The following is a 12638-nucleotide window of genomic DNA, read 5'->3' as shown; positions in this document are numbered from 1 at the left end:
TCAATGGGGGAAGAAGACAGTGACTGTCGCAGACAGCCATGACGTGATCCAGGTCCGCGGAGCCAGGGAGAACAACCTCGCGGACGTGTCGCTCGACGTCCCCAAGCGCCGCCTGACCGTCTTCACCGGCGTGTCCGGTTCCGGCAAGTCCTCGCTGGTCTTCGGCACGATCGCGGCCGAGTCGCAGCGCATGATCAACGAGACCTACACCGCGTTCCTGCAGTCGTTCATGCCGTCCATCGGCCGTCCGGACGTCGACGCGCTGCACAACCTGAGCGCGGCGATCATCGTCGACCAGGAGCGGATGGGGGCGAACTCCCGTTCCACCGTCGGCACTGCCACCGACGCGCACACCATGCTCCGCATCGTGTTCAGCCGCCTGGGCGAGCCGTACGTCGGCACGTCCGGCGCGTTCAGCTTCAACCTGCCCGAGGGCATGTGCCCGGCCTGCGAGGGCCTGGGCAAGGTCACCACCATCGACGTCGACGCGATCGTCGACAGGACCAAGTCCCTCAACGACGGCGCGATCGACGCACCGAACTACGGCGTCGGCACCTGGTACTGGCAGGTGCTCGCGAACTCCGGCCTCTACCCCGCCGACAAGCCGATCTCCGAGTTCACGGAGCAGCAGCTCCACGACTTCCTCCACAAGCCGACGACGAAGCTGAACATCGGCGGCACCAACGTCACCTACGACGGCCTGATCACGAAGCTGCAGCGGACGATCCTCGGCAAGGACCGCGAGTCGATGCAGCCGCACGTCCGGGCGTTCGTCGACCGGGCGGTCACGTTCGCGACCTGCACGAGCTGCCGGGGTGCCCGCCTCAACGAGGCCGCGCTGAGCTCCCGGATCCGCGGCGTCAACATCGCGGACTGCTGCGAGATGCAGATCAGCGACCTCGCGAAGTTCGTGCACTCGATCGACGACCCGTCGGTCGCGCCGCTGCTCGCGACGTTGCGCAACACGCTCGACTCGCTGGTGGAGATCGGTCTCGGCTACCTGTCGCTGGACCGCGAGTCGGGCACGCTGTCCGGTGGCGAGTCGCAGCGGGTGACGATGGTGCGCCACCTCGGATCGTCGCTGACCGACATCACCTACGTCTTCGACGAACCGACCGTCGGCCTGCACCCGCACGACATCCAGCGGATGAACAACCTGCTGCTGATGTTGCGGGACAAGGGGAACACCGTACTCGTCGTCGAGCACAAGCCGGAGACCATCGAGATCGCCGACCACGTCGTCGACCTCGGGCCGGGCGCCGGCGTCAACGGCGGCCACCTCTGCTACTCCGGTGACGTGGCGGGGCTGCGCACGTCAGGAACCCTGACCGGCCGGCACCTCGACCACCGGGCGAAGCTGCGCTCGGAGTTCCGCTCGCCCAAGGGTTTCCTGTCGATCAGCGGCGCTCGCACCAACAACCTCAAGGACGTCTCGGTCGACATCCCGCTCGGGGTGCTGACGGTGGTGACGGGGGTCGCCGGCTCCGGCAAGTCGTCGCTGATCCACGGCTCGCTGCGCAAGCAGCCGGACGTGGTGACGGTCGACCAGGCGGCGATCCGCGGGTCACGCCGGTCGAACCCGGCCACCTACACCGGCCTGCTCGACTCGGTGCGGACCGCGTTCGCCAAGGCCAACGGCGTGAAGGCGGCGTTGTTCAGCGCGAACTCCGAAGGCGCCTGCCCGCACTGCAAGGGCATCGGCCTCGTCTACACCGACCTGGCGATGATGGCCGGTGTCGCGACCGTGTGCGAGAAGTGCGAGGGCAAGCGGTTCACGCCCGAGGTGCTGCGCTACACGTTGCGAGGCAAGAACATCAGCGAGGTGCTCGGCATGTCCGTGGCCGAGGCCCGCGACTTCTTCCCGTCCGGGCAGGCCGGCGCGGTGCTGCGCAGGCTGCACGACGTCGGCCTGTCGTACCTGTCGCTGGGCCAGCCGCTGACCACGCTGTCCGGCGGTGAGCGGCAGCGGTTGAAGCTCGCCATCCGCATGGCGGAGAAGGCAGGGACCTACGTGCTGGACGAGCCGACGTCCGGCCTGCACCTCGCCGACGTCGACCAGCTGCTGGGGCTGCTCGACCAGCTGATCGACGCCGGCAACACGGTGGTCGTGATCGAGCACCACCTGGCCGTCATGGCGCACGCCGACTGGATCGTCGACATGGGTCCCGGCGCCGGCCACGACGGCGGGCAGGTCGTCTTCTCCGGCACGCCCGGCGATCTGGTCGCGAACTCCGACACCCTCACCGCACAGCACCTGAAGGAATACCTCTCGTGAGCCTGCTGACGCTCACCGGGGTCACACCGCTGACCCCGCGCATGGTGCGGATGACGTTCACCGGCGACGGTCTCGCCGACGTCGGCAGCTGGCCGGACCAGCAGCTGAAGCTGTTGTTTCCCAAGCCAGGCGGGTCCGCGCTGGTCTCGGAGGCCGAGGACGTCGGCACCTGGTACCAGGCCTACCTCGCGATCCCCGAGTCCGAGCGGCCCTGGATGCGCAGCTTCACCGTGCGGCGGTTGGCAGACGGCGTGCTGACCGTGGACTTCGTGCTGCACGGCGACAGCGGACCGGCGTCGAAGTGGGCAGCGACCGCGCGGCCCGGCGACGTCATCGGGCGGTTCGGGCCGTCCCCCGACTACGCCCGCCCGCTCGGCACCGCGGATCTGCTGATCTTCGCGGGCGACGAGACGGCGTTGCCCGCGATCGCCTCACTGCTGGAGCTGCTGCCTTCCGGGCAACGGCGGCTGGCGTTCGTCGAAGTCGCGGATCCTGTGGAGGAGCAGGACGTCCCCGGCGTGCGGTGGGTGCACCGCAGCGCCGGGGACGACCTGGTCTCGGTCGTCTCGCAGGTCGAGGTGCCCGAGTCGGTGTGGGTGTGGCTCGGCGGCGAGGCCTCCGCGGTGCGTTCGTTGCGCAGGCACTTCGTCGGCCTCGGGGTGTCCAAGAAGGACATCGAGTTCGCCGGCTACTGGCGGCGCGCCCTCACCCAGGACGACGCACCCACCCCGGACGACCTCGCCGAGGCTCAGGAACGGATCGCCTCGCTCACCGAGTGACCACCAGGACGGCGCTGTTGGCCGGCACGTCGACCGTGGTCGTCGTGCCGGTCACCTTCGCCCTCTTGGGGTGCGGGGTGAACCGCCCGTTCTTCGCCACCTCCGACCCCGCGATGGTGATCTCCTTGGAGTCGAGCGCGGACGCCGTCAGCACGTAGACGCCGGCCGAACGTGCACGAGCCGGCAGAGTGATCGTCGCGGTCACCGCGGTCGTGTTCTTGTTGTTGACGAACGCGTTGTTGCCGATCCCCCACGCCGTCACCTGCTCGGCTCCCGTCACGGTCGCCGCGTGGTAAGCACCAGGACCAGCCAGCTTCCAGAGCAGCTCACCGTAGAAAACCGCCTGCACGCCAACGGGATTGAGCCCGTCGTAGCGGATCGGCGAGTAGTGCAGCGGGAACTGGGTCGACGTGCCGCCGTGGAAGTTGATGCCCGCGCCCTGCCTCGACGCGACGCCCGCCATGTAGTCGAGCGACCACAGCGCCGCCGCCTGCACGTTGCTGACGCCGTCCTTGCCGCCGTGGAAGTAGTTGTTCGCCTCGGTGACGCGCCACTGCGGGATTCCGTGGTTCTGCCGTGCCTTCTCCATCGCGGCCGAGATGTTCGGCAGCCTGCCGGAGGCGTTGGACGCCAGCATGCCGGGGATGTTCGCCTCGGTGTTCTTCGCGATGTACACGTGCGTGGACACGATGCTCGCGCCCCTGTCCTTCTGCGTGCGGGCGAAGTCCTCTGCCCACGAACTGCTGTTCGCCTGGCCGGGGCCGTCGAACTTCGCGCCCGGCACCTTCGCCCTGATCGCGTCGGCGAACTTCGTGAACAGCGCCTCGTACTCGGGCCACGTCTTCACGTAGACGTTCGGCTCGTTGCCGACCTCGAACGCCACCAGGTCCTTGCCGAGCACCTGCGCGGCCACCGCGGCCTCGTCGGCGGCGTTCTCGGGGGTGTTGGTCTTGAGGTTGATGCCGTAGATGACCTTCCACCCGGTCGCCCGCGCGAACAGCGCCAGCTCGCGGATGTCCGCAAGCGTCACCTCGGTCGCCTGACCGCCCGCGCCGGCCGGATTCCAGGTGGTCATGTCCACGAGATTGCCGCCGATGCGCAGCAGGCTCGGGCCGAGCAGCCGGAAGAGCCGGACCAGGTCGGTGTTGCGGGCGTTGAACATCCGCGCACCCACCCGGTCCTTCTCGTAGCTGAAGCCGGCGAAGTCCCTGCCGACCTGACTCTTGCTCGCCGGGTCCACCCGCACGCTCACCGCGGGGGCCGCCTGCGCGGGTGAAGCACTGACCACGATCAACAGGGCCGCCATGACCGCTGCTCGACGCATCGAGAATCCCTTCGCCGGGGCGGCGGCCACCCTGACTTTAGATCGGATGTTTCCGGAATTCGAGCACACTGCGGCCACCGACCACCGGAGTGACCGATTCGACCACCAATCCGTGTGGTGCGGCGAGGTTCTTGAAGTCCTCGAGCCCGCGGTCCCGGCCACCGAAGTGCACGAGCATGACCAGGTCGAACCAGGTCTCGTCGCCGATACCTCCGATGGATTCCACGACGAGGATGCGGCCGTCCGGAGGCGCCGCCTCGACGCAGCGGGCGAGGATCCGGTGGGCCTGCTCGTCGTCCCAGTCGTGCAGGATGTCGAACAGCAGGTAGGCGTCGCCGCCGGTGGGCAGCGGGTCGAAGAAGCTGCCCGCGGTCACCTCGGCGCGATCGGCGAGGCCCTGCGCGTCGAACAACGCGCGCGCCCCGGCCGCGGTGGCCTCGAGGTCGACGACGTGACCGCGCATCGCGGGATGAGCGGCCAGAACCGCGGCCAGCAGGCTGCCGTGGCCGCCACCGACGTCGACGACGGTGCCGAACCGGGACCAGTCGAAGCCCGCGACGATCTGCGGGATCCAGTCGCGGATCCGGTCGTTCATCTGGCGGTCGAACGCATCGCGCAGGTGCGGCTGCTCGGCCAGGTCGGTCCAGAAGTCCTGGCCGTAGCGCAACGGGTACGCGGGCTCGCCGGTCCGGACGCTGTGGATCAGGTCGACGAACGCCAGATCGGCGCGGCCGGCGGCGGTGTCGTGGTGCAGCAGGTTGTTCAGGCCGTTGCCCGCGTCGGCACCGAGGAGCGCGCCGAACGAGGTGGTGCGGTAGCCGGCGTCTGTTCTCTCGACCACGCCGAGGGTCGTCAGGTGGGCCAGGAGCAGGTCGAGCGCCAGTGGATCGACCTTGAGATCAGGAGCGAGCGAGTGGGCGGTGGCCGGCTGGTCGCGGAGGCGGTCCGGCAGGCCCAGGGTCACCGCGACCCGCAGCGCCATCGGCGTGATCAGCCCGGACATCTGTCGAAGCGTCTGTATGTCGTTGTCGTGTCCCACGAAGATTCACCGTTCCACCCGGCGCAACCCGTTTTCGGTCAGCACTGCGAGTCGTCGAGCAGGACGCCGCGCCGCAGGACCCGTGCACACAACGATTGTTGGTATTGGCGCTTACCGTGTCTGCATGAGGACCAACTGGGCGGGCAACGTCACGTTCACCGCGGCCCAGGTCGTCACGCCGACGTCGGCCGACGACCTGCGAGCGCTCGTCCGGGGTTCGTCCGCGGTGCACGTCGTCGGCTCGGGGCACTCCTTCAGCCCGATCGCCGACACCTCGGGCACCCTGGTGTCCCTCGCCGCCATGCCTGCCCTCTTCGAGGTCGACGGCCTCACCGTCAAGGCCGGCGCCGGCCTGTCGCTCGCCACGCTGTCGGTGCTCCTGGAGGACGCGGGTCTCGCCCTGCACACGCTGCCCTCGTTGCCGCACATCACCATCGCCGGTGCGGTCACCACGGCCACGCACGGCTCCGGCGGGCGTTCGCTGGCGGGTGCCGTGCGCGCCGTCGAGGTGATGCGCGCGGACGGCTCGGTCGTCGAACTGACCTCGCCCGGCGCCGTCGTGTCGATGGGCGGCCTGGGCGTCGTCACCGCCGTGACGCTGGACGTGGTGCCGTCGTTCCAGATCGAGCAGACCGTCTACGAGGACGTGGCGTGGACGACCCTGCTCGCCTCGCTCGAGCGGCTCTTCGACGCCGCGTACAGCGTGAGCGCGTTCGTCGACTGGCAGGGCGGCGCCACGCTGTGGGTCAAGCACCGCGTTGGCGACGACGCCTCCGCCTTCCCGGGGCGTGCGGCCGACGGCCCGCGCCACCCGGTCGCGGGCCAGCCCGCGTCCCGCTGCACGGAGCAGGGCGGTGTTCCCGGCCCGTGGCACGAACGCCTTCCCCACTTCCGCGCCGAGTTCACCCCGTCCGTCGGCGAGGAGCTGCAGACCGAGTACTTCGTGCCCCGCACCCGCGCGGTCACCGCCCTGCGCGCGCTGGCCGAGATGTCCACGGTGATCTCGCCGCTGGTGCAGGCGTGCGAGATCCGCACGGTGGCGGCCGAGCCGCAGTGGCTCAGCCCCGTCTACGACCGCGACAGCCTCGCGATCCACTTCACCTGGGTGCCGAACGCCCGCAGGGTGCTGGACCTGCTGCCGCGGCTGGAGGAGGCGATCGCGCCGCGGCCGCACTGGGGCAAGCTCTTCGCCGTGCCGCCGGCGTTGCTGGCCGCCCGGTACCCGCAGTGGGAGGGGTTCCGGGCGTTGCTGCGGGAACACGACCCGAAGGGCGTGTTCCGCAACGACTTCCTGACGAGCTACTTCGGGTCGACCGCGTCGGGCTGACCCTTCTGGCGCAACGCCTCCAGCTCGTCGTCCGAGAACCCGTAGGTCGTCACGACGGTCATCTTCGACGCGGTGACCAGCAGGCCCGGCCCCCACTCCTCGACCACGACCCCGCGCTGGTTCGCCGACTCGAAGAACGGCTTCCCCGTCACGCCGAGATCGACCTCGGCCGGCCAGAACAACGTCCGGCGCTGCTCTCCTGGGTGGAACTCGTGCGCGAACTTCAGCTGGTTCAGGAACGTGATCCAGCCTTCGGTGATGTCCTCGTAGTAGTCGTCCCACTCGGGTGAGGTGCCCTTGGGCGCGCGGGTCAGCACGACGCGGGTGCCTTCGGGAACGGCCGTGAGCGCGAACGTGTCGTGGCCGTGGATGATCAGCGTGGTGCCGTCCTCCTCGGCGTTCTGGAAGTAGATGTGGTCGATCTCGGCGTCCAGCTCCGGGATGTCCCAGCCGTGCCAGTGCCGCAGCTTCTCCTTGTCCCGGAACGACTGCCACACCTCGTCGACCGGCGCGGCCACGGTGACCTCGATCCGGACGCCCTCGTCGCTGTTACCGCTGATCATCGGACACTCCTGGGTGGCCCATCGCGACCACCCGGTACGGGCGGCCTGACTCGGTGTCGTACTTCAGGGCGATCTGCCGCACCGCTTCGGCCAGGTCGCTGGTGAACTCGTGGACGTCGCCGGGCGCGCCGAAGCGGACCGAGGTCTCCACGGTGAAGGTGAGCAAGCGTTTTCCGGCGTCGGCGGCGGCCGCGGACATGCGGTCGACGTCGCGTGAGACGTCCGCGGCGACGGACACCAGATGCGTTGCGGCGAACTGGTCCTGGACGTCGGCGGCGATCTCGCGGCCCGGCCGGGCGCGCAGCACGCGTTCGACGCAGCCGCGGCGCTGACGTTCCTCCACCAGCTCGACGAGCCCGGCCTGTTCCAGGGCGCGCACGTGGTAGTTGACCCGTTGCCGCGGCAGGTCGAGCGCGGCCGCGAGCTGGGTCGCCGACGCGGGCGATTTCAGCAGCTCAAGCAGCGAGCGGCGCAACGGGGACAACTCCACGCCTAGCACAATCTCATTTGACAAATTCATTTGTCAATACCGGAACACAACCGGAAACAGGTAGGTTCGTTGACGGTTGCAACAAACCGCCCCACCCTGTGACCGTGAGAACCCCCCTGCTGGTGGCAGCGTTGGCAGCAGCGGCGATCGTTCCTGTGTGGACGGTCGCGGCCCAGGCCGACGTGGTGCCCGGAACCGCTTATCAAGTGACGAACGTCGGCAGCGGAAAGTGCGTGGAGTCGCTGGGAACGGCCAACGGCGCACAGCTCCGCCAACAAGGTTGCTCAGGGCAGACGTGGACCTTCACGCCCACGAGCGACGGCTACTACACCGTCGGCCAGGGCCAGGTCTGGGACGTCTCGAACGTCTCGACCGCGGACAACGCGCCGGTGCACATGTGGCAGTCCTTCAACGCGAACAACCAGCAATGGCGCGCGGAACAGGTGGCCACGGACACCTACCGGTTCGTCAGCCGCCACAGCGGCAAGTGCCTCGACGTGCCTGCCGCCACCACCAATGACGTCCAGTTGGTCCAGTACACCTGCAACGGGACCAACGCGCAGACCTTCCGCCTCAGCACCGGCACCCCGCCGAACCCCGGCCAGCCCGACTTCGGCCCGAACGTGCTGATCTTCGACCCGTCGATGTCGTCCGCGACGATCCAGGCGCGGCTCAACGACGTCTTCCGTCAGCAGGAAACGGGTCAGTACGACGCCCGCCGCTTCGCGATCATGTTCAAGCCGGGCAACTACAACGTCGACGTCAACATCGGCTTCTTCACCCAGGTCGTCGGGCTCGGCCTGCTGCCGGACGGCGTGACCATCAACGGCCAGGTGCACGTCGAGGCCGACTGGTTCCAGGGCAACGCGACGCACAACTTCTGGCGCGGCGCGGAGAACCTCGCGATCCGGCCTCCCGGCGGCACGAACACGTGGGCCGTCTCGCAGGCTTCGGCGATGCGCCGCACGCACGTCTACGGCAACATGCAGCTCGACGACAACGGCTGGTCCAGCGGCGGTTTCCTCACCGACTCCGTGGTGACGGGCCAGGTCCGGTCGGGTTCGCAGCAGCAGTGGCTGTCGCGCAACACCGAGTGGGGCTCGTGGACGGGCTCGAACTGGAACATGGTGTTCGTCGGTGCCCGCAACGCCCCGCAGTCGTCGTTCCCGAACCCGCCGTACACGACGGTCGCGCAGACCCCTGTCGTGCGTGAGAAGCCGTTCCTGAACATCGACGGTTCCGGCAACTACAACGTGTTCGTGCCTTCGTTGCGCACCAACAGCAGCGGCACCACGTGGGCGTCCGGCAACCAGCAGGGCACCAACATCCCGCTGTCGAACTTCTACATCGCCAAGCCGGGCACGTCCGCCGCGACGATCAACTCGCAGCTGGCGGCCGGCAAGCACCTGCTGCTCACGCCCGGCATCCACCAGGTGAGCGAGCCGATCCGCGTCACGCGCCCCGACACCGTGGTGATGGGTCTCGGTCTCGCGACCGTCATGCCCACCAACGGGAACATGGCGCTGGACGTGGCCGATGTGGACGGTGTGAAGATCGCGGGCCTGCTGATCGACGCGGCGCCCACGAACTCGCCGCTGCTGATGCAGATCGGTGCGCCGGGCAGCTCCGCACGCCACCAGGCGAACCCCACGTCGGTGCACGACCTGTACGTGCGGATCGGTGGCTCGGCCGTCGGACGGGCGACGACCTCGCTGGTGGTGAACAGTCACGACGTCATCGGCGACCACCTGTGGCTGTGGCGCGGTGACCACTCCGTCGGCGTCGGCTGGGACCTGAACACGGCGGACACCGGACTGATAGTCAACGGCAACGACGTGACGATGTACGGCCTCTTCGTCGAGCACTACCAGAAGTACCAGACCATCTGGAACGGCAACGGTGGCCGGACGTACTTCTACCAGAACGAGATGCCGTACGAGGTGCCGAACCAGGCGGCGTGGATGAACGGGTCCACGCGCGGCTACGCGGCCTACAAGGTGGCGGACCACGTCAACACGCACGAGGCGTGGGGCCTGGGCAGCTACTGCTTCTTCAACGCGAACCGCGCGGTCGTGGCGGAGCGGGCGTTCGAGGTGCCGAACAAGGCGGGCGTGCGCTTCCACAGCATGGTGACGGTGTCGCTGGGCGGTGCCGGCACGATCAACCGGGTCATCAACAACTCGGGTGGCACGGCGAACTCGACCACCAACGTCGCCAACCTGGCGAATTACCCGTGATGTTCCGCTGAACGGTTTTGAACTGCACATCCCCGTGCTCCGGTCCGCATAGACTGGAGCATGGGGATGTTCACTGAGCAGCTGAAGCTCATCGAGACCTTGAACCCGGTGTACAACGCGTTGACCACCGTGTTCGACGTTCCAGCCGAGCCGACCGGCGGTCCGCTCGCCGGCCTGGCGTTCTCGGCCAAGGCCAACATCGACGTCGCCGGTGCCGCCACCACACACGGCCTGAAGTCGTTGACCGGCAACGTGAAGTCGTCCGACGCGCCGATCGTGGCGCGGCTTCGGGCGGCCGGGGCGACACCTGTCGCCCATGCGAACATGCCGACGCTGAACGCCCGTGGCATGCACACGGTCAGCGAACTGGCCGGGCACACCATCAACCCGTGGGACGCCACCAAATCACCTGGCGGCAGCTCCGGCGGTGACGCGGTCGCGGTGGCCACGGGCATGGTGCACTTCGGGATCGGCAACGACGGTGGCGGCTCGCTGCGGCTGCCGGCGTTCCTGAACGGCATCTGCGCGTTGAAGCCCAGCTACGGGCGTTATCCGCAGGGCTCGATCTACGGCCAGCCCGACCCGTCGTTCCCGACCCAGGTCATGACGGTCGAGGGTCCGCTCGCCCGCACCGTCGCCGATCTGCGGCGGGTGCACGAAGTGCTCTGCGGGGCGGATCCGGCCGACCCGCGGGTGGTGTCGCTGCCCGCGGCCGGCTCCCCCGTTCCCCGCGTCGCCGGGTTCGTGCCCGGTGACCCGGTGGTCGAGGAGGCGACGAAACGCCTGGTGGACGCCGGGTACGAGGTCGAGCCGGTCGAGGTGCCGCGGGCGGAGGAGGCCTCGACGCTGGCGATGCGGATGATCGCCACGCCGATCGCGCTCGGCTACGAGCAGTTCGCCGCGTTCGCCGGTGAGGAGGTCGCTCACTACGGGCGGATCCTGCTGGAGGTGCGGCCCGGCCTCGATCTCGCCGAGTTCCTCGAGCTCACCGCCACGCGGCTCGCCGTCCAGCGCGAGTGGGCGCGGCTGCTCGACCGCTACTCGGTGCTGATCGGGCCGGTGTCGACGACGCCGTCGTTCGAGCCGGACCAGGACCGCCGGAGCACCGCCGACCTGGAGGCGTACTTCGAGGCGATGAAGCTCTGCCAGGCGAGCAGCTTCGTCGGCGTGCCGTCGGTGGCGGTGCCGACCGGGCTGCGGGACGGGCTGCCGACCGGCGTCCAGGTGATCTCCCGGATGTACCGGGAGGATCTGGCCCTGGACGCGGCGGCGGTGCTCGAAACCCCGCTCAGGCCAGCCGTTCAGGCCGATTGATCTTCATCTCGTCCATGTCGGTGACGAAGGCGCGCAGACCGCGGAAGTCGACGCCCAGTGCGTCCACGGCCGCGGTCGCGCGCCGCAGTCCCGCCTGGTCCGCGTCCTTCTCGGCGGTGAGGATCACGCGGTAGGTGAAGAAGTCGAGCTTCTCGTCGAACGTCAGCCCGCCCTCCTCGCTGAACCCTCCGCTGCGCAGGAAGTCGAAGCCCTTCAGGTGTTCCCGCAGGTGCGCGCGCTGGTCGTCGGTGAGGTCGGTGAAACGGCCGCGGACGAGGACCCGGTAGGTGTGTTCAGCCACGAGCGAGCATGCTCCCCGATCGCGTGCCGCCCTGGCGAACGATTTAGCGGGTGCGAAAGAATCTCGGCCATGAACGCAAAAGAGCTGGTCACGCGCATCCGGACGGAGCTGCACCCCGGAGAGCACGACAACCTCGTGGTGAAGCTGATCGAAACCGGCCAAGCGCCGCGCGCCGTGATCGCGACGTTCGCAGCGGAAGAGAACCACATCGTGTCGTCGGACTGGCGAACATTCCTCGCGCTCGCGTCGAAGGCGGCCGAGCCGAACGCGCGGGCGTTCTTCACGCTGCTGGCGGGCGGTGAGGAGCTCGTGCTGCCGATGCTCGAGCCGCTGGCGCTGGCGGCGGGCATGTCGGCCAAGGAGTTCCACGGCTACGAGCCGTTCCCCGGTTGCCAGGCCTACCCCGCGTACCAGGCGTGGATGGCGATGAACGGCGAGCCGGCCGACGTGATCCTCGCGATCCTGGCGAACTTCACGGCCTGGGGCGGCTACTGCGCCCGCATGGCCAAGGGCCTGCGGGAGCACTACGGCTTCGAGGACGACGCCTGCGCGTTCGTGGACTTCTTCGCCACCCCCGCGCCGCAGCTGGAGGAGCGCGCGGTCGCCGCCATCCAGGCCGCCCTCGACGCGGGCTGGCAGCCGAAGCACGCGTGGCGCTACGGCCGCCTGCTGCAGGCGTACGAGCTGGAGTTCTGGTCGACGCTGGCCTAGTGGCCGAAACGCGAAAGGAGCGGCACCTCGGGTGAGGTGCCGCTTCCTTTTTCGGGCGATTCAGGGCTGTTCCGGGCGATCAGATCAGGTGCAGGCCTCCGTTCGTGAAGCCGTCGGCGATGACCTTGTGGTCGCCGAACGGGTTCTCGGCGAAGCCGAGGGTGTTCTGCCAGGCCCAGACCTGGCCGTCGGGCCGGACGGTGGCGATCTCGGCGCGGCCGTCACCGTTGAGGTCGCCGAAGTGGACGTTCTCCTGCGTGAAGCCCACACCGATCTTC

Annotated in this window: 12 protein-coding genes; 6 read left to right on the top strand and 6 right to left on the bottom strand. The window is 68.8% G+C overall.

The window, feature by feature from the left end; all coding sequences use genetic code 11:
* The first annotated feature begins 19 nt into the window (after positions 1–19).
* Both ACIA8G_RS01895 and ACIA8G_RS01890 read left to right on the top strand, forming a co-directional pair.
* Entirely contained in the window at positions 20–2275 is a 2256-nt protein-coding gene (locus tag ACIA8G_RS01895; protein WP_396416356.1) for an ATP-binding cassette domain-containing protein, read from the top strand.
* On the top strand, positions 2272–3054 hold the full coding sequence (locus ACIA8G_RS01890; protein WP_396416355.1) for a siderophore-interacting protein: 783 nt from the start codon (positions 2272–2274) through the stop codon (positions 3052–3054). The genes ACIA8G_RS01895 and ACIA8G_RS01890 overlap by 4 nt, the downstream gene beginning before the upstream one ends.
* On the opposite strand, the gene ACIA8G_RS01885 is transcribed toward ACIA8G_RS01890, so the two are convergent.
* Together ACIA8G_RS01885 and ACIA8G_RS01880 are read right to left on the bottom strand one after the other, a co-directional pair.
* Positions 3044–4378, bottom strand: coding sequence for a hypothetical protein (locus ACIA8G_RS01885; protein WP_396416354.1), 1335 nt, complete (start codon positions 4376–4378; stop codon positions 3044–3046). The genes ACIA8G_RS01890 and ACIA8G_RS01885 overlap by 11 nt on opposite strands.
* Positions 4379–4415: 37 nt before the next feature.
* Positions 4416–5381: a methyltransferase gene (locus ACIA8G_RS01880; protein WP_396416353.1), complete on the bottom strand. Its 966-nt coding sequence runs from the start codon at positions 5379–5381 to the stop codon at positions 4416–4418.
* Between the two features lie 160 nt (positions 5382–5541).
* Between ACIA8G_RS01880 and ACIA8G_RS01875 the strand changes: the two genes are divergently transcribed.
* Positions 5542–6744: a D-arabinono-1,4-lactone oxidase gene (locus ACIA8G_RS01875; protein WP_396416352.1), complete on the top strand. Its 1203-nt coding sequence runs from the start codon at positions 5542–5544 to the stop codon at positions 6742–6744.
* On the opposite strand, the gene ACIA8G_RS01870 is transcribed toward ACIA8G_RS01875, so the two are convergent.
* Both ACIA8G_RS01870 and ACIA8G_RS01865 read right to left on the bottom strand, forming a co-directional pair.
* Entirely contained in the window at positions 6717–7307 is a 591-nt protein-coding gene (locus ACIA8G_RS01870; RefSeq protein WP_396416351.1) for an SRPBCC domain-containing protein, read from the bottom strand. The two genes, ACIA8G_RS01875 and ACIA8G_RS01870, sit on opposite strands and share 28 nt — an antisense overlap.
* Positions 7294–7797 carry an ArsR/SmtB family transcription factor gene (locus ACIA8G_RS01865; protein ID WP_396416350.1) on the bottom strand — a complete coding sequence of 168 codons (504 nt, stop codon included), beginning with the start codon at positions 7795–7797 and terminating at the stop codon, positions 7294–7296. The genes ACIA8G_RS01870 and ACIA8G_RS01865 overlap by 14 nt, the downstream gene beginning before the upstream one ends.
* 104 nt (positions 7798–7901) lie before the next feature.
* Between ACIA8G_RS01865 and ACIA8G_RS01860 the strand changes: the two genes are divergently transcribed.
* Positions 7902–10034 (top strand): RICIN domain-containing protein, encoded by a 2133-nt coding sequence (locus tag ACIA8G_RS01860; RefSeq protein WP_396416349.1) that lies wholly within the window; start codon positions 7902–7904, stop codon positions 10032–10034.
* A 60-nt stretch (positions 10035–10094) separates the two neighbouring features.
* The gene (locus ACIA8G_RS01855; protein ID WP_396416348.1) at positions 10095–11348 is read left to right on the top strand and encodes an amidase; all 1254 of its coding nucleotides are present in this window, start codon (positions 10095–10097) and stop codon (positions 11346–11348) included.
* On the opposite strand, the gene ACIA8G_RS01850 is transcribed toward ACIA8G_RS01855, so the two are convergent.
* Complete coding sequence (locus ACIA8G_RS01850; RefSeq protein ID WP_396416347.1) at positions 11323–11649, bottom strand: DUF6204 family protein; 327 nt, start codon at positions 11647–11649, stop codon at positions 11323–11325. The genes ACIA8G_RS01855 and ACIA8G_RS01850 overlap by 26 nt on opposite strands.
* 69 nt (positions 11650–11718) lie before the next feature.
* Here ACIA8G_RS01850 and ACIA8G_RS01845 point away from each other — a divergent pair, with 69 nt between their 5' ends.
* Positions 11719–12360 (top strand): transcriptional regulator, encoded by a 642-nt coding sequence (locus tag ACIA8G_RS01845; protein WP_396416346.1) that lies wholly within the window; start codon positions 11719–11721, stop codon positions 12358–12360.
* Positions 12361–12439: 79 nt separating this feature from the next.
* Here the strand turns inward: ACIA8G_RS01845 and ACIA8G_RS01840 are convergent.
* The coding region (locus ACIA8G_RS01840; protein ID WP_396416345.1) for a hypothetical protein at positions 12440–12638 on the bottom strand (199 nt) is incomplete at its 5' end.

This window comes from Lentzea sp. NPDC051213, assembly GCF_044455585.1.
Lineage (GTDB): Bacteria > Actinomycetota > Actinomycetes > Mycobacteriales > Pseudonocardiaceae > Lentzea.
This window is presented reverse-complemented; position numbering and strand designations above follow the sequence as displayed.

Excerpts from the sequence above, each read along its gene's own strand:
- ACIA8G_RS01885 (WP_396416354.1), bottom strand. The coding sequence starts at position 4,378 with ATGCGTCGAGCAGCGGTCATGGCGGCCCTGTTGATCGTGGTCAGTGCT.
- ACIA8G_RS01880 (WP_396416353.1), bottom strand. The coding sequence starts at position 5,381 with ATGTCCGGGCTGATCACGCCGATGGCGCTGCGGGTCGCGGTGACCCTG.
- ACIA8G_RS01875 (WP_396416352.1), top strand. The coding sequence starts at position 5,542 with ATGAGGACCAACTGGGCGGGCAACGTCACGTTCACCGCGGCCCAGGTC.
- ACIA8G_RS01870 (WP_396416351.1), bottom strand. The coding sequence starts at position 7,307 with ATGATCAGCGGTAACAGCGACGAGGGCGTCCGGATCGAGGTCACCGTG.
- ACIA8G_RS01855 (WP_396416348.1), top strand. The coding sequence starts at position 10,095 with ATGGGGATGTTCACTGAGCAGCTGAAGCTCATCGAGACCTTGAACCCG.
- ACIA8G_RS01845 (WP_396416346.1), top strand. The coding sequence starts at position 11,719 with ATGAACGCAAAAGAGCTGGTCACGCGCATCCGGACGGAGCTGCACCCC.